This is a genomic window from Synechococcus sp. MIT S9451, assembly GCF_047304725.1.
GTDB lineage: Bacteria > Cyanobacteriota > Cyanobacteriia > PCC-6307 > Cyanobiaceae > Synechococcus_C.
The window spans coordinates 1416543-1434741 of record NZ_CP138971.1 but is presented as its reverse complement, the minus strand read 5'-3'; the positions used below and the strand labels follow the sequence as shown (position 1 = coordinate 1434741).

General features: G+C 61.9%; 20 protein-coding genes. 9 read left to right on the top strand and 11 right to left on the bottom strand.

What is annotated here, in order from left to right; translation table 11 throughout:
* Nucleotides 1-3 precede the first annotated feature (3 nt).
* The 3 genes from SIB72_RS07335 to lipB form a co-directional block, all read right to left on the bottom strand.
* A complete protein-coding gene (locus tag SIB72_RS07335) occupies nucleotides 4-447 on the bottom strand; it encodes a YlqD family protein (RefSeq protein WP_115121043.1) in 444 nt (147 codons plus the stop codon).
* A gap of 84 nt (nucleotides 448-531) precedes the next feature.
* On the bottom strand, nucleotides 532-2478 hold the full coding sequence (locus SIB72_RS07330) for an AMP-binding protein (protein ID WP_413743474.1): 1947 nt from the start codon (nucleotides 2476-2478) through the stop codon (nucleotides 532-534).
* Between the two features lie 29 nt (nucleotides 2479-2507).
* Nucleotides 2508-3278 carry a lipoyl(octanoyl) transferase LipB gene (gene lipB, locus SIB72_RS07325; RefSeq protein WP_413745068.1) on the bottom strand — a complete coding sequence of 257 codons (771 nt, stop codon included), beginning with the start codon at nucleotides 3276-3278 and terminating at the stop codon, nucleotides 2508-2510.
* Between the two features lie 12 nt (nucleotides 3279-3290).
* On the opposite strand from lipB, the gene hpf reads away from it, so the two are divergent.
* From hpf to SIB72_RS07300, 5 genes are read left to right on the top strand one after another with little or no spacing between them, the layout of a single operon-like run.
* Nucleotides 3291-3878, top strand: coding sequence for a ribosome hibernation-promoting factor, HPF/YfiA family (gene hpf / locus SIB72_RS07320; RefSeq protein WP_413743473.1), 588 nt, complete (start codon nucleotides 3291-3293; stop codon nucleotides 3876-3878).
* A gap of 18 nt (nucleotides 3879-3896) precedes the next feature.
* Nucleotides 3897-4604, top strand: coding sequence for a deoxyribose-phosphate aldolase (gene deoC, locus SIB72_RS07315; protein ID WP_115121040.1), 708 nt, complete (start codon nucleotides 3897-3899; stop codon nucleotides 4602-4604).
* On the top strand, nucleotides 4597-5403 hold the full coding sequence (gene recO, locus SIB72_RS07310; protein ID WP_115121039.1) for a DNA repair protein RecO: 807 nt from the start codon (nucleotides 4597-4599) through the stop codon (nucleotides 5401-5403). Before deoC ends, recO begins: the two co-directional genes overlap by 8 nt.
* A gap of 19 nt (nucleotides 5404-5422) precedes the next feature.
* Complete coding sequence (locus SIB72_RS07305; protein ID WP_115121067.1) at nucleotides 5423-6802, top strand: MFS transporter; 1380 nt, start codon at nucleotides 5423-5425, stop codon at nucleotides 6800-6802.
* Between the two features lie 33 nt (nucleotides 6803-6835).
* The gene (locus SIB72_RS07300; protein ID WP_413743472.1) at nucleotides 6836-8014 is read left to right on the top strand and encodes a glycosyltransferase family 4 protein; all 1179 of its coding nucleotides are present in this window, start codon (nucleotides 6836-6838) and stop codon (nucleotides 8012-8014) included.
* Here SIB72_RS07300 and proC read toward each other — a convergent pair whose 3' ends face one another.
* The 6 genes from proC to der form a co-directional block, all read right to left on the bottom strand.
* Entirely contained in the window at nucleotides 8015-8833 is an 819-nt protein-coding gene (proC, locus tag SIB72_RS07295; RefSeq protein WP_413743471.1) for a pyrroline-5-carboxylate reductase, read from the bottom strand.
* Between the two features lie 22 nt (nucleotides 8834-8855).
* Nucleotides 8856-9437, bottom strand: a complete 582-nt coding sequence (locus SIB72_RS07290) for a cell division protein SepF (protein ID WP_413743470.1) — start codon at nucleotides 9435-9437, stop codon at nucleotides 8856-8858.
* 92 nt (nucleotides 9438-9529) lie between these two features.
* Nucleotides 9530-10222 carry a YggS family pyridoxal phosphate-dependent enzyme gene (locus SIB72_RS07285; RefSeq protein WP_413743469.1) on the bottom strand — a complete coding sequence of 231 codons (693 nt, stop codon included), beginning with the start codon at nucleotides 10220-10222 and terminating at the stop codon, nucleotides 9530-9532.
* A 9-nt stretch (nucleotides 10223-10231) separates the two neighbouring features.
* A complete protein-coding gene (locus SIB72_RS07280) occupies nucleotides 10232-10498 on the bottom strand; it encodes a PipX family protein (RefSeq protein WP_115121036.1) in 267 nt (88 codons plus the stop codon).
* A gap of 21 nt (nucleotides 10499-10519) precedes the next feature.
* On the bottom strand, nucleotides 10520-11434 hold the full coding sequence (locus tag SIB72_RS07275; protein WP_413743468.1) for an energy-coupling factor transporter transmembrane component T family protein: 915 nt from the start codon (nucleotides 11432-11434) through the stop codon (nucleotides 10520-10522).
* A 3-nt stretch (nucleotides 11435-11437) separates the two neighbouring features.
* Nucleotides 11438-12805, bottom strand: a complete 1368-nt coding sequence (der, locus tag SIB72_RS07270; RefSeq protein ID WP_115121034.1) for a ribosome biogenesis GTPase Der — start codon at nucleotides 12803-12805, stop codon at nucleotides 11438-11440.
* Nucleotides 12806-12938: 133 nt separating this feature from the next.
* Between der and SIB72_RS07265 the strand changes: the two genes are divergently transcribed.
* Nucleotides 12939-13322: a L,D-transpeptidase gene (locus tag SIB72_RS07265; protein WP_115018411.1), complete on the top strand. Its 384-nt coding sequence runs from the start codon at nucleotides 12939-12941 to the stop codon at nucleotides 13320-13322.
* A 31-nt stretch (nucleotides 13323-13353) separates the two neighbouring features.
* Here the strand turns inward: SIB72_RS07265 and SIB72_RS07260 are convergent, their stop codons facing one another.
* The gene (locus SIB72_RS07260) at nucleotides 13354-13842 is read right to left on the bottom strand and encodes a DUF1823 family protein (protein ID WP_244281641.1); all 489 of its coding nucleotides are present in this window, start codon (nucleotides 13840-13842) and stop codon (nucleotides 13354-13356) included.
* Nucleotides 13843-13901: 59 nt separating this feature from the next.
* On the opposite strand from SIB72_RS07260, the gene SIB72_RS07255 reads away from it, so the two are divergent.
* Genes SIB72_RS07255 through SIB72_RS07245 form a run of 3 tightly spaced genes read left to right on the top strand, consistent with a single transcriptional unit; the run spans nucleotide 13902 to nucleotide 17546 of the window.
* Nucleotides 13902-14483 (top strand): hypothetical protein, encoded by a 582-nt coding sequence (locus tag SIB72_RS07255; protein WP_413743467.1) that lies wholly within the window; start codon nucleotides 13902-13904, stop codon nucleotides 14481-14483.
* A gap of 37 nt (nucleotides 14484-14520) precedes the next feature.
* On the top strand, nucleotides 14521-15540 hold the full coding sequence (dusB, locus tag SIB72_RS07250; protein ID WP_413743466.1) for a tRNA dihydrouridine synthase DusB: 1020 nt from the start codon (nucleotides 14521-14523) through the stop codon (nucleotides 15538-15540).
* Nucleotides 15537-17546, top strand: a complete 2010-nt coding sequence (locus tag SIB72_RS07245) for a glycosyltransferase family 2 protein (protein WP_413743465.1) — start codon at nucleotides 15537-15539, stop codon at nucleotides 17544-17546. Before dusB ends, SIB72_RS07245 begins: the two co-directional genes overlap by 4 nt.
* On the opposite strand, the gene SIB72_RS07240 is transcribed toward SIB72_RS07245, so the two are convergent.
* Nucleotides 17539-18198: a DUF4079 family protein gene (locus SIB72_RS07240; RefSeq protein ID WP_413745067.1), complete on the bottom strand. Its 660-nt coding sequence runs from the start codon at nucleotides 18196-18198 to the stop codon at nucleotides 17539-17541. The genes SIB72_RS07245 and SIB72_RS07240 overlap by 8 nt on opposite strands.
* Between the last annotated feature and the right edge of the window lies 1 nt (nucleotide 18199).

Genomic DNA, 18199 nt, shown 5'->3' with positions numbered 1-18199 from the left:
GGATCAGCCCTGCTCGATCGACTCGACCACACCGTCGCGGACCACAACAGCGACCTGCATCTTGCTGACGAGGTTGTCGCCGACGGCCAGTTCACAGAAACTCTCGATCTGACCCTGATCGACGATCTCCTCCATCTCGACATCGCGCACCTGCGACTGCTGCTGGAGAAGATTGCGCTTCTGCTCTTCCAGTTCAGAGCGCTTGGCAGCGACCTGCTGCTGCACCTGTGCCACCTGATCCTGCACCCGGGGATCCAGAGGATTGGCGCTCTGACGACGCACCTCCTCAACCACCTGCTGCCCCTCCTGCTCCAGCTGGCCTAACTGCTGATCGGTGGTCGCGATCGCGGTGCTGAGTTCCCGCTCCGCTTCTTCCTTCCAAGCCGGCGTCACAACAGCACGGATGGCGATTGTGCGCTTAATCGACAGGGTGGTGCCGTCAGACATGGGTGAAAGGAAAGAGCGCCAAGCGTCTCAGTCCCAGCCTCGGGGGTCAAGCCACCCCGATGGCGGGTTCCCGATCCAGGAGGCTCAGCGCCCGTAGAAGCCTTGGATCACAGCACGATCGCGATCAGTGATGCGATCGCGACGTTGCTTAAGCGTTTGCGTCAGCAAACCATTTTCAATCGTGAATGGCTCCACCAGTCCCACCCCGGCCAGGCGCTCATCCGCCCTGGACCCCACGCGTGCTGTCAACAACCGATTGAACTCACCACGCAGGAGACGGCAAATCTCAGCCTGTCCAGGGGATCCACCCAGATCGGCCGCCACACTCACCCCCTGCTCCGCAGCCCAAGCCTGAATGGCGTCAGTTCGAGGGACCACAAGGGCACCAAGTTGACGCTCGTCCTGACCCACCAACATCACTTGCTCAACCAATGGGCTCGACACCAGCAGCTCCTCCAGCGGCCCCGGTTCAATGTTTTCACCGCTGCTGAGCACGATCGTGTCTTTGGCGCGGCCAGTCAGTACCACGGAGCCATCGGGCAGCAGCATGCCCAAATCACCCGTATCGAACCAGCCGTCGCCATCAAGCACCTTGGCAGTGGCGTCTGGCTTGCCGAGGTAGCCAGCCATCACCTGGGGACCGCGAACCAACACCACGCCGCGCTCCCGGAAGCCGAGGGGTGCACGAGTGTCGGCATCAACGATGCGAAATTCGGTTTCTGGCATGGGAAGCCCCGAACTTCCACGGATATTGCGCCAAGGTCGCCGGCAACTCACCACCGGACTGGTCTCAGTCAGTCCGTAACCCACCAAAAGCTCGATCCCTACCGCTTCAAAGAAGGCATCCACATGGGGGGCAATGGCACCACCGCCATTGATCGGGAACTGCAACTGGCCACCACTGAGCTGCAGACGCAACTTGGGCCAGATCAGCGTCGAGGCGAGGGCATGGGCGGGCCAGCGCCGAGTCATCTCAGCGGCAGCCTTCAGGCGCTGACGTCGCCCCAGGGACTCAAGCATCAGATTGCGATTACGACGGCGGGCCAGGCAGTAGGCGCTGCTATTGGCCAGAGCGGCGCGCAGGAGACGCTGGCGTGAGGCTGGAAAGGTCTTGAGCACATCCTCAAAACCAGCCTGCACTGCCTCCCAAAGACGCGGCACGGTGGCCATCACCACCGGCTTCACCCTGGGCAGATCACGCTTGAGCTGCTTGATCGTTGTGTAGCTCTGTGAGCAGGCGCAGGAAAAGAAGTAGTACTCCGCGCTGCGTTCATAGGAATGCCAGATCGGCAGCACGCTCAGCACAGGCGCTCCTGGAGCTGGATGGGCCACACAGGCGAGGCTGCGGATCTGATGCAACAAGTTGGCGTGGGTGAGTGGCACCCCCTTGGGCTGACCGGTCGTCCCAGAGGTGTAGAGGATCGTGGCCGTCGTGGAGCCTGCCGTATCAAGGCCTCGGCCAACGATCGGATCCGGTGCTGTGCCCAAAGCGCCCATGGCCAAAAAGGCCTCCCACCCGATCACACCCTCACAGGCCGGCTCACCTTCCAGCTGGATGATGCAGCGCAGACTTGCCCGCAGGGGCTCCGCAAGGTCCAGCCGTTGCAGCAGCTCAGCGTTCTGCACCACAAGGGCCACCGCTTTGCTGTCCTGAAGGATGTAATGCAGCTCCTGTACAGGAGCTGCGGCACCCCGCACAGCGCTGACAGCACCCGAACGCATCAAGCCCTGATCAACCACAAGCCAGCGAGGACTGTTCTCGGCAAACAACCCCACCACATCGCCTGAGCCGACGCCAAGGGAACGGAAGGCGGCAGCGGCGGCGGTGATCCGGTCCGCCAGCTGCAGGTAACTGAAGCATTCGGGATGGGCCGCGTGGGGCGCATCGACCGCCATCACATCCCCATGGTGACTCGCCAACCACGGCCAGATCTGATCCACCCTGCCCAGGTCGTCCACATGGGAATGAGCCTTGAGAGCTGCCTGCTCATGAGGGGTGGGGGTCCAGCTGGAGCGGGCGGCGATGGGCACGGGGATCGAGGGCAGACCGCCCAGGGCTATCACCCCCTCGGCTCGTCGGCAATCAATAAGTGGCTGAATGCGGCACCAGGCCCCTGCCAGCAGAGCCCAAAGCGTTGCCCAAGGGCATCCCGCAGCAGCGGCTGCACATCCTCCACTCTCAGACCCGGGATCCACTCACTCAGTCGCCCAACGGCCTTCCCTTTCAACCCGCAAGGCACAACTGCGTCAAAGCCGCTGAGGTTGCCACTCACATTGAGCGCCAGGCCGTGCTGGGTAATCCATCGGCGGCAGCCCACGCCGATCGCTGCCAGCTTGCGACCCTCCAGCCACACCCCAGTCATTCCCTCAATCCGTTCGCCGGCGAGATCAAGCTGGGCCAGTACATCAATCACCACCTGTTCCAGCTGCCGCAGATACCAGTGCAGATCACACTGGCGCCGGTGCAGATCCAGCACGGGGTAAGCGACCAACTGGCCAGGCATGTGATGGGTGACTTCCCCACCACGATCGATGCGGTGCAAAGGTGCCGGCGGATCAGCAGGATCGAAGAGCAAATGCTGCTCGGAGGCTCCGCGGCCAAGGGTGTAGCAAGAGGGATGCTGCAGCAGCCATACCGCTTCCGGAGGCTGCACGACTTCATGATCGTTTTGAACCGAACGAGTGGAGAAGGCCAACAATCTCTCCTGCCAGTGCTGCTGCCAGCTCCAGGCGACTGGAAACGGCACCAGTTGCCGCGGCTCAAAAAGAAATGCCGAAGGCCTCTGTGCGCCCTGGTTTGACGTCTCTAGCGTGCAGATATCAACCGGCACCGGAGAGATGCCATGAAGCTTCTGATCCATGGTCGCAACCTGGAAGTGACCTCGGCTCTGCGCGACTACACCGAATCGAAGCTTGAGCGGGCCGTTCAGCACTACAACGACATGGTGATGGAAGCGGATGTGCACCTGTCAGTCGCCCGCAACCCCCGCGTTCCCCAACAGACAGCTGAGGTGACGGTGTTTGCCAACGGCACGGTGATTCGTGCCCAGGAACGCAGCGAAAACCTTTACGCCAGCATCGACCTGGTGGCCAACAAACTGAGCCGTCAGCTGCGTCGTTACAAGGAACGCCACAGTGACCACCACCACAGCCATGGCCATCGAGCCAGCACCACCCCGACCACCGAAGCGGTGATCGACGAATCATCTGTGGATGGCTCACTGCTCGATGGGAAAGAGGCCCACCTCCCTGATCCTGGTGTGCGTCGCAAGTATTTCCCGATGCCCCTGATGCGCGTTGAGGAAGCGCGCCATCAGCTCGATCTGATCGACCACGACTTCTATCTGTTTCGCGACGCAGAGACCAAGGAGTTGCAGGTGATTTATCGCCGCAATCATGGGGGCTATGGCGTCATCCAGGCGCGAGACTGACGCTTCCCACCCAAGCCCATGAACCGGTTGCCCCGGCAGCAGGAGCTGCCGGATCTCGCCCCCTTGATCCATCAGGCCCTGCTGGATCCCCTCCTCAGCCGTGATCGTCTGAACGAGGGCTGCGATGCAGCCCGCCAGCTCGGGCTTGGAAAGTTATGCACCAACCTCAGCCAGCTAACGGCCGTGAGGGAGCGTCTCGGCGCTCCGGGGCCCACGGGCCTGATCGCAGTGATCGCCTTCCCCTTCGGTGCCATCCCCACAACCCTGAAACAAGCGCAAGCGGAGTGGGCCGCTGAGCACGGCGCTGAAGCACTCGACGTTGTGCCTGACCTGACAGCACTGGCTGAAGACCGCCCCAATGCCTTTGCTGAGGAGCTCGCCATCCTGATCAACGTTGGGTTACCGGTCACCGTGATCCTCGACATGGCGAGGCTGGAAGACGCGCAGCTGAAGCTGGCGGTTGAGGCCGCCATTGATGCAGGCGCTGAAGCCGTACAGACGAGTAATGGCTTCGGAGCCGCCACCACAGCCAGCCATGTCCAGCAGCTGCGAAGTCTCACCCGCGGACGATGTGGCATCAAGGCGGCCGGCGGCGTGCACACCCTGGAGCAGTGTCAGCAACTGATCGAAGCGGGCGCCACTGCTCTGGGCACAAGCAGCGGACCGCAGTTGATGCAGGCTCTGCGTACCCCCATCGCCAGCGGCAACGGACGCATCGATGGCTGATCGCCGGCTAGTAGGGCTGGCGTTAAAGGTGGGCCCCCTGGGGGAGCATGACCGGCTGCTGACCCTGCTCAGCGCAGAAGCGGGGGTCATCCGTCTGGCAGTGCCCGGTGCCCGCAGACCACGCAGCAGCCTGGCCGCCGCCGTGCCCCTCACCCAGATGGAGGTGCAGGTGGTGGGCCGTCGCGGTTTGCCTCGGGTGCGTCAGCTCAGGGTGCAGCACAACTTCGGCGCCGTCGGGCAACGGCTGGAAACCTTGGCAGGGGCTCAAGCCCTGGCCGAACTTTGCATGGCCCTGGTGCAAGACGACGACCCCTTAGCAGGCCTCCTTGACACCGTGGTGATCCACCTGGAGCGACTGGAAACGATCAGCCGTGATCAGCAGAGCGACTGCACAGCCCTTGCCAGCAGCGTTCAAGCCTGTGTTCATCTTCTCGCCCTTGGTGGCTACGGCCTACCGCTGCAGAACTGCTGCCGCAGCGGTGACGCCCTGATCCCACCCATCGGTCAATGGGACTGGCGCTGCAGCCTGATCGTCGATGAGGGCCTGGCCATCGGTCGCCAACCTGGTGCGGCCGTGCAGCTCAATCCCTCGGAGCTGGCCCTGCTCCAGCGCCTGCCCCGTGCAGAACTGCCACGCCGCCGTGATGGCGGCCTGATGGGCCCTGAAGACGTGTGGTTGCGCCTCCTGGCCGTTGTGGAGTGCTGGATCCGCTGCCATCTGCCCAGGCCGGTGCGATCCCTTGCCATGCTGCGGGAGTCAGTGATTGTCTCCGGCCGTGACGGCGCTGGGCGATCATGAGCCGGTCTTCTCTGGCATTTTGAGCGGTCCCTCCATCAACAGCCCGGAGCCAGCCCTCCCCACTGGCGGCAACCCCGAAGGAGGGCGCGGACTTCAAGCAGTCCTGCGCCTGAACGACTTCCGCAAGCTCTGGATCGGCCAGATCTTCTCGCAGCTGGCTGACAAGTTCTACATCGTGCTGATGGTCTTTCTGATCGATCAGCACCTACTGCTGACATCCCAGCAGAACGGTGTCCTGGCCGATGTGGCGTCGGAGGTCGGATTCGACATCAGTACGCGCACGCAGGTGATCACGCTCTTGGCCACCGGCATCTTCGTGGCCAACACGCTCCCTGCGATGGTGCTCGGCAGCGTGGCAGGGGTTTGGGTGGACCGCTGGCCAAAACGGCGGGTGATGGTGGCCTCCAACGGTCTGCGCGCCCTGATGGTGCTGTTCACACCTCTTTTTCTGATCCCTGGTCCGGTGATCCTGGGGCTGCCTTGGGGCTACTGGGGATTGGTGTTGATGACCTTCGTGGAGTCGATCCTCACCCAGTTCTTCGCCCCGGCAGAACAGGCCGCTATCACTCTGCTCGTACCCAGCGAGCATCTTCTAGCGGCCAACTCCCTGTATCAGACCACCAGCATGGGCGCCACGATTGTGGGCTTCGCCCTCGGTGAGCCGATCCTGCGCGGCCTCAACCATGTGTTCAGCACGATTGGCATCCATGGCGGTGAATTCATCCTGTTGCCCTTCTGCTACGGCATGGCTGCCCTCAGTCTGCTGGCCATCCGGCACCGGGAGCAGGCGATCCGCAGCGATGGTCGTTCCGTTTGGCATGAGATTGGGGAGGGCCTACAGGTGCTCAAACGCATCCCCACCGTGCGCAACGCCATGGTGCACCTCGTGCTTCTTTACAGCCTGCTGGCCGCCCTCTATGTGCTGGCGCTCCAGCTGGCAGGGCTGATTCAGAGCCTCGGCCCCTCCGGTTTCGGCACCCTGCTGGCCATGAGCGGCCTGGGCATGGCCGTTGGCGCCGTGGTGATCGCCCAGCTTGGCCACCACTTCAACCGCCGCCGCCTCACTGCAGCTGGCCTCGGAACCATCACGTTCTCATTGGTGCTGCTCAGCCAGTTCAAGGGCTCTTTGAGCAGCACTCTCACCCTCTGCGGAGTCCTCGGAGTCGGAGCAGCCCTGGTCGCCATTCCGGCTCAAACCACCATCCAGGAGGAGACCCCAGAGACCCAGCGCGGCCGCGTGTTTGGCCTTCAGAACAACCTGATCAACATTGCCCTGAGCCTGCCCCTAGTGCTGGCAGGAACGCTGGTGAGCAGCGTCGGCCTGAGTCCGGTGCTGTGGCTACTGGCCCTGTTAGCGATGTTCGCCGCGCTGATGGAGCGTCCTTGGGAGCGCTGCTAACTTGCTTGTTCAGAAGCGGGAAAGGCAGAGCGGGTGGCCCACATCGCCTGGCTGGGAAAAAAATCACCGTTCTGCGGCAATGTCACCTACGGGCTGAGCACGACCGAAGCCCTCAGAAGACGCGGACATCAAACCAGCTTTATTCATTTCGATAACCCTGGCTCCCCTGCGAGCAGCACCACGTCTTTGCTGGCCAACGACCCAGACGTGAGCCTGCCGTATCTGGTCAAATCGCAGGTTTACACAATTCCATCCCCGCGCGCCCAGCGGGAACTGCGTGAATCGCTCGAACGACTGCGCCCCGATCTGGTGCACGCCAGCCTCACCCTCTCACCGCTGGATTTCCGCCTACCGGAGCTCTGCCAGCAACTGGGTGTGCCCCTGGTTGCAACCTTCCACCCAGCCTTTGATGCAGGCCTGCGCAACCTCACTGCCGGCACCCAGCAACTCACGTATCAGCTCTATGCCCCTGCCCTGGCGCGTTATGACCGCGTGATCGTGTTCTCCGAGCTGCAGGCAGATGTGCTGGCGCGGCTCGGGGTGAGTGAAGACCGACTGGCGGTGATCCCCAACGGCGTGGATCAGCAGCTCTGGGCCCCCCCCTGCTCCATGCCTGCCGCACCCAGAACCGATGCAATCCGCTGCCAGGTTGAAGAGAGGCTGGGCAAGGAACGGATCTTTCTCTACATGGGCAGAGTCTCCACTGAAAAAAACGTTGAAGCCCTGCTCAAAGCTTGGAAATTGGTCAATCCTCCCGGTTGCAGGCTGGTGATCGTGGGCGATGGCCCTCTGCGCACCACGTTGCAGAACGCTCATGGCAACAACAGTGTGATCTGGTGGGGCTACGAGTCCGATCTTGAGACCCGGGTAGCCCTGATGCAGGCCGCGGAGGTCTTTGTCTTACCCAGCCTGGTCGAAGGACTCTCTCTTGCCCTGCTGGAAGCGATGGCGAGCGGATGCGCCTGTGTGGCGACCGATGCTGGGGCCGATGGCGAAGTTCTGGCCGACGGGGCCGGCATTGTGCTCAGCACTCAGGGAGTCACCACCCAGCTGCGCACCTTGCTGCCTGTGCTTCGGGATCAGCCGGTACTCACCGCTGAATTGGGCCAACGGGCACGTCAGCGGGTGATGGAGCGTTACACACTGAACCGCAATATTGATGCTCTTGAACAGCTTTACCGAGGTCTTCTGGTCACACCAGTGGCCGCCTAATCAGCGCAAGCTGCGACCATGCTCGGCGGCAGCCACAACAGCTTCGATCAGAGCCGATCGCAAACCCGCCGCCTCCAACCTGCGGATTGCGGCCATGGTGGTGCCTCCTGGGGAAGCCACCATGTCCTTGAGCTGGGCTGGGTGAAGCTTCTGCTCATGCAATAACGCTGCGGTGCCTGCGAGGGTGCGGTGGGCCAAATGCTGGGCCTGATCGCGGGGCATCCCCACCGCCACTGCACCATCCGCCATCGCTTCGGCAATCATGGCCACATAGGCCGGACCTGAAGACGTGAGAGCAAGAAATGCATCCAAACGCTCTTCAGGCAACTCCAGCACTTCACTGACGGGCGAGAACAAGGCCTGCACCTGAAGCTTTTGCGCTTGCGTCACTCCCTGCCCCCAAGCCAATCCCGTCAGCCCAGCCCGAACCAGCGAAGGCGTGTTGGGCACAGCCCTCACACAAACCCTCCCAGGGAAGGAACTCTGAAGTCGCTCAAGTGTGATGCCCGCCAGAACTGAGATCAGCAGCGGCGACGATTCATCGTGAACCGGAGGCGCTGCAGCCGCCACCTGATCCAACTGATAGGGCTTGATCGCCAGCAATTGCATCGGTGCTCTCCAAGCCGAGAGCGCTTGCGGGTCAGAGGCGGCAAGCAAGGTGAGCTCAGCAGGCAGCTCTGAGGCCAGTCGCGTCACTGTTGCAGCCTGCCCAACGACAGCAATCACCTCGTCAGCGCTCGGGGTCCCCTGCTCCAAGAGGGGTAACAACAAAGCCTGGGCCATCCGGCCCAGGCCAATCACTCCAAGGGAAAGGGTCACGCTGATCAGCCGATCAATGTTCTCAGAGTGCCGCAGCGCTGGCTTCACCCCAAGCCGGTGCCGGAGCAACACTGGCTTCGGCAGAACTTTGTTCCACGTCCTTGGTCACCACCGTTGGGGAAGAAGCCTCGTCCTGACTGGCATTCGTGACGGTGACACAGCTTGGGGCAAACAAGAAGATGCTTTCGCCCACACGCTCTTGATGACCATCGATGGCGAAGGTGCCACCGGCCACAAAGTCAACGGCCCGCTGTGCCTGGTCGGGCTCCATCATCGTGAGATTGAGGATGACTGTCTTGCGCTCGCGCAGCGCCTGGATTGCCCGTGGCATCTCATCAAAACTGCGCGGCTCCATCAACGTCACCTCAGCGGCGTTGGTGCTGATGCCGGGCATGCCGATCACGTTGGAACTACCACTGGAGAAGGGCTCAGCATCGGCGAAAGGGTTACCTGCATCGAGAGGAGCCAACGCCCCACCGACGGCATGGCTGGCACCATGATCCGCTTCAAGCTCTTCGCCAGTGTCGTAATCGAGATCGTCATAGTCACCGTCGAGATAATCATCGCCAGCAACAACAGCACGAAGGCGGGAAATCAACGACACCGGGAGACTGCAAAAACCTTGACCCTGGATAGCGCTCCGACCAGGCCTGAGCAAGCTCTGCAGCCGATTTCAATTATTTCAATTCATCGAACTCATGTTGGGGGAAGCATCGCGTTAGGAGGGGATTGACGGGCACCGAACAGCCCGGAACCCACGCGCACCCAGGTTGCTCCTGCCGCCGCCGCCGCCTGCCAGTCACCACTCATCCCCATCGAGCACTCCTGCAAGCCCAGACGATCCGCCAGCGAACGACAGTCTCGGAAAAGAGCAGGCCGCTCAGCAACGGCCAGATCCAACGGCGCCATGGTCATGAGCCCGCTGAGGTGCAGATTTGGCAACGTCTTCAGCTCGGGCAAAGCTTCCTGCAGCTCGGCAGGATCCCAACCCGCCTTGGCGGGATCAGGTCGAAGCTTCACCTGCAAGAACACCTTCGGCTCCAGCCCCTCCTCAGAGGCAATGCGAGCCACGCGCCGCGCCAACGCAAGGGAATCGATGGAATGAATGACCGCAAAGGCACGGACCACTGGCCTCACCTTGTTGGCCTGGAGGCGACCGATGAAATGCCAGCGCAATTGTTGGAGATCCTCCAATTCACGCTGTTTTGGCAATGCCTCCTGGACGCGACTTTCCCCGAAATCAATCTGGCCTAGTTCTGCGATCTGGCGCACCGGAGCAGCCGGATGCCCCTTGCTCACCGCGAGCAGATTGACCCCCTTCGGCAGGGCGACTTGAAGAGCCTGCCAACGCTCAGTCCTTTCCTGCACTGCACTCACCGTGTGGCCCACCTCGACCGATCAGATAAAGGTCTGGTCAAACAGCTCTTTCCATCGCTGATGCTCGTCCTGACCATCGCGACGGCTGCGAGCGAGATTGATTTCAGCGTGATGGCGCGCATCCTGAAATGGAATCACCTCAAACTGGGCCCCACGAGGCTGGAGAGTGACCAGAAAGAACATGCGCTGGGCATAAAGGGTTGCATAGACATCTCTTCCCTCACCGGCTGGAGCCACGCGATAGAGCATGCCGAAAGTGGGGTGATTGAGATAACGCTCGGCTCCCACAGATCGCAAACGCAAACATTTTCAGAGGGAACCGTACCTCCCACGCAAGCCAACCACCACGATCAGCAGGATGCCCCCCAGCCAGTTCAATGGCCTAACTCCTGCTGCAGAGAGGCTTTCAGGGCGGAAGTGCTCGGATGGCAACCATTGCCCACCGCGAGCGATCAGGGCCTCAGCACCCTGTTCAGCACGCAGCAGGATGTTGGCGAGCAGACGTTCTCCCACCGCCAACACCAACCCAAACGAGGCTTTCCATCCGAGGCGCTTGAGATTCACCGCCCGACTGGCCAACGCGCGCAGCAGATTCTGCAACTCCTCCTGCACAAGCGGAAGAAAGCGGAGGGCAAGCAACAGCTGAAAACTGAGCCGATCCACCGGCAAGCCCAACGCGGCCAACGGCGACAGCAGCCAACTCAGAGCCCACACCAAATCCTCACTGGGCGTGGTGAGCAGCATCAAGTTGACACTGTGCACCACGGTGAGGATCAGGGTGGCACTGTTGAGGCCGAGCTCGGCAGAACGTCGATTCACGACCAGGGGGCCGAAACTGAAACCTCCAAATTTCAGTGGCCCGAGACGCAGCAGTTCCCAGGCGGGCGTGGAAGGCAGCGTGACAGCCAGCTCTTGCTGGGGACGGTACGGCAGCAGGGCAGGGGCATCACCGGTGGGAAGCAAGGTGGCCAGCACCCCAGCCAACAGGGCCAACACGGTCACCAAGGCAAGCGAGCGCCACCAGACCCGCACCGATAGACCACTGCAGAAGGTGATCAGCAACAGCAACAGCAGCAACGACACACGCCAAAGCGGCCCGGCCAGAACCGGCGTGAGCAGGAACATCAACACCCAGCCCAGCTTCAGGCGTGGATCCAAACGGCGCAGCCAGCCCGAGTTGGCATCGACGTACTGACCGATGGGAATCTGACGCAACCAATCCATCGGTCAGCTGGAACGGCTCTGCTGCCGTGCCAAATCGCGCTCGGCATCCCGTTGCTGCTTCCCACGCCAAAACAGCTTCAATGGCGTTCCCTCAAAACCAAGGCCTTCACGGATCTGACGCTCCACATAGCGCCGATACGTGTCACCAAAAAGCTTGGGATCATTCACGAACAAGGTGAAGCTCGGTGGTCGGCTGGCCACCTGGGTGCCGTAATACAACCGACCCTGACGGCCGCCGCGGGTGGTGGGTGGACTGCGCCAGCTGAGCGCTTCCTTGAGAACTTCATTGACCACGGACGTACTGACCCGCCGACGGTGCTGCTCCACCGCCAGGGCCGCCAAGGCAAAGATGCTGTCGACCCTCTGACCAGTGAGGGCCGATGTAAACAGCATGGGAGCCCAATCGAGGAAATAAAGCTTGGAGCGGAGCTCCTTCTCCATCGCGGGCATGGTGTGGCTGTCCTTCTCCACAGCGTCCCATTTATTGACGACCACCACACAGGCACGGCCCTCATCTTCGATCCGACCCGCCAGGCGCTGATCCTGCTCGGTGACACCATCAAGAGCATCAATCACCAGAACGCAGACGTCACTGCGCTCGATGGCTTTGAAACTGCGGTTGATCCCAAAAAACTCAGGGCCGTAGCTCACACTGCGCCGCCGACGGATGCCGGCGGTGTCCACCAACTTCCAAGGGAATCCTTGGCGCTCAATGCTGGTGTCGATCGTGTCGCGAGTCGTGCCACGGATCGGACTGACGATCGCCCTCTGCTCACCGCAAATGGCATTGAGCAAGCTCGACTTGCCCACGTTGGGACGCCCAACAATGGCCATCTGAATCGGCTCATCATCAGTGCCTTCCTCATCCTTTGGGGGAAGAAAGGTGAGCACCAGATCAAGCAAATCACCAGTTCCTGCACCATGGATTGCGGAAATCGGGTGGGGTTCACCCAAGCCCAGCCCCCAAAAATCCGCTGCCATCGCCAGTCCCTGATCTGGCGACTCACACTTGTTCACCGCCAGCAGGGTGGGGCACTTCTGAGTGCGCAGCCATTCGGCAATCGCTTCATCCGCTGCCGTCACCCCTTGCTGCCCATCCACGATCACCAGAGCGACGGAAGCCTCCGCCATGGCCAAGTTCGCCTGCTCACGGATCTCAGGCAAAAACTCACTGTCGTCGTCGAACACCAAACCGCCGGTGTCGACAACTTTGAATTCACGATCACCCCAATACCCATCTTGGTAGGTCCGGTCCCGCGTCACCCCAGGCTCGTCATGAACGATGGCTTCCCTGCTGCGGCAGAGACGATTCACCAGCGTTGACTTGCCAACGTTTGGGCGTCCGATGATGGCAACGACCGGACGCGCCACGACATGCCACGAGAGAGGTCCTTTGACCCTACAGAGGCGCGAAAGGCAAAACCTTTCCGTTTGCGACGCACGAGACGCGAGTGAGACAGCTATGGATCGGACAGTTGCCTCCGCCCCGTAAGCGGATCTTTCCATGATCGAACTGATCGCCTCCATGGTGGTGGATCTCTCCGAGCAAAAACTGACGGTGTATGACCACCAGGATCAGATCGTGCGGGTCATCCCCGTCAGCACCGGCAAAGCCAGCACCCCAACGCCCACTGGCATCGGATCAGTGCGTACGAAATACCGTTCGGTGACCATGCGCGGCCGCAACTACGTCGCCCCTGGTGTGCCCTACGCCATGTGCATCACGGCCAACGAAATGATTTGCCTGCACGGCGCCCCCTGGCAGGAAGACGCTGGTCAGGCCTTCGGAGTTCCCAGAAGCAATGGATGTGTTCGCATGCCCACCCATCAGGCACGGTGGCTGTTCGAGAACACACGCAAGGGCACCGAAGTGCTGATTCAGGTCTGAAACTGACGCCGTTCCGGCGTGGTTCTCAGGCTCAACGCACTGGCAAATCTCCAGGGTGGCCACAAACGGGATCCACTGGAGGCTCCAAACGTTCCGGCAGAAGCCCCTCCTCAGCGAGGGGTTCCTGCCGCTCCGCCAGCCAAGCCAATAGCCAGTTCACCACCGTGGCCCTGCGGGTACGACGTGGATAAAGCTCGCCGATTTTGTAACCCTCAAAGCCAAGCTGCTGCTTAAGCAACTGCTTGAGCGGCTTGGGGACCGACCGAGTCAGGGCCACAGAGGCCGGTCGGGTGGCGATCACTTCTGGAGCCTTCGGAAAGGCCTGACGCCATGTCTCTGGCGTCGTCGGTCCAGCCTGCCAACAGGCCGAGCCATCGTCCTCAGGCAAGCAGACATAACCAAGTCGCTCCCAGACCCGTTCGGCCACGAAACGATCCGTGGTGCGATCCTCGAGAATCTGCAGCAGCAGGGAGCGACTGAGAGGCCAGCAGGTCTCCACGATGACCCATGCGTGACCCACTATCGTTTCACGCCTCCACGACACAGACAGGCCGCCAGCGCCTCCGATAACGTCCAGAGATGTATGTCATCGATACAACCCTGGCGCCAGGCAGCCGCATCAGCCCGGACTCAACCCTGCAGCGCCTCGTCTTTGCTCTCCCTGCCGCCATCCAGGCCAAGGTGCGCAAAGACCAGAGCAAGCTTCTGGGCAAGGACGCGGCCAAGCAAGCCCCTCTGCCCTGGGACGAACACGGCCTGGTGACCTTCAGCTTCCTCCGAACCTCCCGACGAAGCCAACCGCTGATCTGCGACCGTCGGGATGAGCCCCTGCCCCGCCGCAGCCGAGATCAGCTGCGGGTCGGACAGAGGGTGCGCCTGTCGCTCCGACAAGTCCCCCGTCTCGGGACAGTCGGGAGCACCCGTCTGGAAGTGTTGAAAGTGCAGTTGCCGCTGGTCGATGCCCCCGCCGGCAAAGGCAAACCTGCGAGTCCCCACAGCATCCAAACGGTCAAGATGCCCCTCCCTGTGGATCTGCTTCAGGAGGTGGAACGGCTTGCAGACACCGATGGCTGGTCCGTGTCTGCCTGGTTGCGGAACGCCATCGAATCCCAAGTCAGTCGAGAACAGGGCAGGATCGGCACGAACCGTCCAGCGGCCTGAACACCGACAAGGAGAATGTCCACCTCTGCTGGAAGCCATGTCGGCACAAACGGTTGAGCGCTTCGCCACCCCTCTTGCCTTAAAAGGGGGTGCCAGCGTGCGACAACTGCGCTGCCGGGTCTTGCAATCACCCCTGGCTGGGGTGAGCGATCGCATCTTCCGCCAACTCGTGCGTCGCTGGGCTCCAGATGCCCTCCTGTTCACCGAAATGGTGAATGCCACCAGCCTGGAACTAGGCCACGGACGGCACAAAGTCGAAGAATTAGCCCAGGAAGCCGGGCCGATCGGAGTGCAACTGTTCGACCATCGCCCCCAAGCCATGGCGGAGGCCGCCCGTCGCGCTGAGGCCGCCGGGGCCTTTCTGATTGATATCAACATGGGCTGCCCCGTGCGCAAAATCGCCCGCAAGGGCGGCGGCAGTGGCCTGATTCGTGAGCCAGACCTAGCGGCGAGGATCGTTGATTCAGTGGCAAGGGCCGTGAGCATCCCCGTCACTGTGAAAACCCGCCTGGGCTGGTGTGGCAGCGATGGCACGGCCTCAGCTGCTGTGCAGTGGAGCCAGCAATTGGAAGCAGCCGGAGCCCGACTGCTCACCCTTCACGGCCGCACCCGTGAACAACGCTTCAGCGGCAAGGCCGACTGGGAGGCGATTGCAGCCGTCAAAAAGGCACTCACGATTCCTGTGATTGCCAACGGTGATGTGAACAGCCCGGACGATGCACTGCTTTGCCTGAAGGTCACGGGTGCCGATGGGGTGATGGTGGGGCGGGGAACGATGGGAGCGCCCTGGTTGGTCGGGCAGATCGATGCCGTCCTGTCTGGACGATCGGTGCCCGCCACACCCAGCGCCGAGGCACGGCTCCACCTTGCCCGTGAACAACTCGTGGCCCTGGTCGCTGATCGAGGCCACCACGGCTTGCTGATCGCCCGCAAACACATGAGCTGGACCTGCAACGGCTTCCCGGGGGCACCCCAACTGCGCCATGCCCTGATGCGAGCACCCAGCCTTGATCACGCCCTTGCCTTGCTCGACGCCCAGATCAACCAGCTGGCATGAGTTGGTGGGCACTGCTGACGCTGCTCTGGCCGCTCTGGCTTAGCCGTCGCCCAGAAGCCCTCACGCCTCTCTGGGGCCGTCGCAGCCTGATCGTGCTGATTGGCGCCCTCACCCTCCGCTACCTGAGCTGGCGAGTGAGTGCCAGCCTCAATCTGACCAGCGTGACCTCCACCAACCTGAGCCTGGTGCTCTTGATCACGGAAGGCTGGCTACTGCTCAGCGGCCTGATCTCAATCAGCCTTGCCTGGAAACGCGTTCCTGATCGCCGCGGCCAGATCCAGACACTGCATCAGCAATGGCAAATGAGCGGATGGAGGCCTGCGATTGATCTCTATGTGCCCACATGCGGAGAACCGATCGCGGTGCTCGAACGCAGCCTGATCGGCTGCACGCAGCAGAGCTATCCCAACACCACCGTCTGGGTGCTGGATGACAGCGGCCGCTTGGAGGTGAAGCAGCTGGCCTCCCGACTGGGATGCCGCTATCTGCACCGCCCAGACCGGGTGCATGCCAAAGCCGGAAACCTCAACCATGGCCTCAGTCATGGCCAGGGTGAGCTGGTTGCGGTGATGGATGCCGATTTCATTCCCCAGAGTGACTTTCTCAGCAGTTGCATCGGCTTTCTGGCGCAACCGGACGTCGGCCTTCTGCAAACGCCGCAGTGCTTTCTGAATGCCGACCCGGTGATGCGCAACCTGGGCATGGAGTCTTGGCTGCTGTCGGATGAAGAGAGCTTCTATCGCTGGATTCAACCGGTACGCGACGGATGGGGTGCTGTCGTCTGTTCCGGCACCGCGTTCCTGGCACGTCGATCAGCCCTCCAGAGCGTTGGCGGTTTTGTGGAGAGTGCCATCTCCGAGGATTTCGTCACCGGCATCGCCCTGCGAGCGAAAGGGTGGCAGTTGCTGTATCTCCCAAAGAAATTGAGTGCAGGCCTGGCAGCAGAAACCATGGCCGATTTCGTGCGCCAGCGGCAGCGCTGGGCGGAAGGCACGCTGCAGAGCCTCACCCTTCCCCAGGGCCCACTACGCAGCCCAAATCTCAGCCCAGGCCAACGACTGGCCTACCTAGAGGGGGTCCTCCATTGGTTCAACAACCTGCCGCGCCTGCTGCTTCTGCTGATGCCACTGAGCTACGGGCTGCTTGGCGTGGTGCCAATCCTGCTCAGCTGGCAGAACGCGCGCGACCAACTGCTGCCGCTTTGGGGGACACTCCTGCTCAGCGTGGGCTGGCTGAACCGCGGTTCCCGTGGAGCACTCATTAGCGAACTGACTGGCTGGGTACTCACAGTGCCCCTCAGTCTCACCTTGATCAGGCATGGCAGCCGCCTGCTGCGAGGGCGAACCAGCAATCAATTCCTCGTCACCCCAAAGCACCAGCGACGGGACCGGGGCAGCTGCAGTGCCCAACTGGTGCTGCCGCTGCTACTGCTCACCCTGCTCACGTTGATCAATCTGCGCGGACTGCTCCTGCCGGCTGCGTCGCTTGATCCGATTGCCCTCAGCGGACGCCCGATCGGCTTGGTCTGGGCCAGCCTCAATCTGGTCAGCCTCTTGATCGCCCTGCGAGCCTGCTGGGACCCGCCAGCAAGCAATCCAGCACCCTGGCAACAACTCAGCAGTGAGGCATGGCTTGAAGACGACGGCGGACACCGCCATCCCTGCCGGATCAACGCCATCAGTGAAACCGGCGTGGAATTGAGCTTCACGGGTTTTGCACCGGAGTTCGTCATCAGTAGCCGCCTCATCTGGTGCGACAACGTTGCAGCACTCCCCGTGACCCTGGTCCGCCGCAGGGGACCGCAGCTGGCCCTGGCCTGGGCAGAGCTGACGCAGCACCAACACATGGCGCTAATCCACTGGCTCTACGGACGGCCCGATTGCTGGCCAGACCGAAAGGCCAAACAGGAATGGAGAGCTCTACTGATCCTGATCAGCAGGGTGATCCGACCCGCTGCCCCACCTGGACCACTGCAGCGCAGCATGATGCCCCAACAGCTCAAATGAGCAGATTGCGGGTTCCGCTGATCGCCTGGGTGGCCAACAGCAAGGCCACCACAAGATTCAGAGCGACATGCAGGCGACGAATGGAGGGCCAGCGGTCGATCTCCGCTTGCAAACCCATCGACAACAACAACAAACCGGCAAGAACCACGCCTCCCCAATAGTGCGATTGCCAGAAGGCCGCCTGCCAGGGCCAATCGGCACCGCGGTGCACTTCAGGCTGCGACCCCAGCAGCAACAACATGATCCACGTGCTGATCGCCCATCCCAAGCGCAGAGCAGTGCGACGGCAACGCAACAACGCCACAAATGCTGCAATCACGCCGGCTTCAGCAGCCAAAAACGCAATCAGGCGGGGCAGGGAAGGCGACACGGCAGCAAGATCAGCAACCGGACGCTCAATCCAGGCCTCGGCAACGTCATGGGCAATGGCAATCAGGGACGCAAGGATCACAACAGCCGTCACCCAGCGACCGTGATCAGCGTGCTCCACCGGAACGGTTGGAGCAATCGGGTTGATCTCGAGACGCCGCTCCCGCGCCAGGATTCCCAGCCTGATTGTGGCTCCCACCACGGGGTAGACAAACAGAATGATCAACACTGGATGCACCAGTCCAAGCCACTGCATGGCAGACAGCGAGGGCACGGAAAGCAGG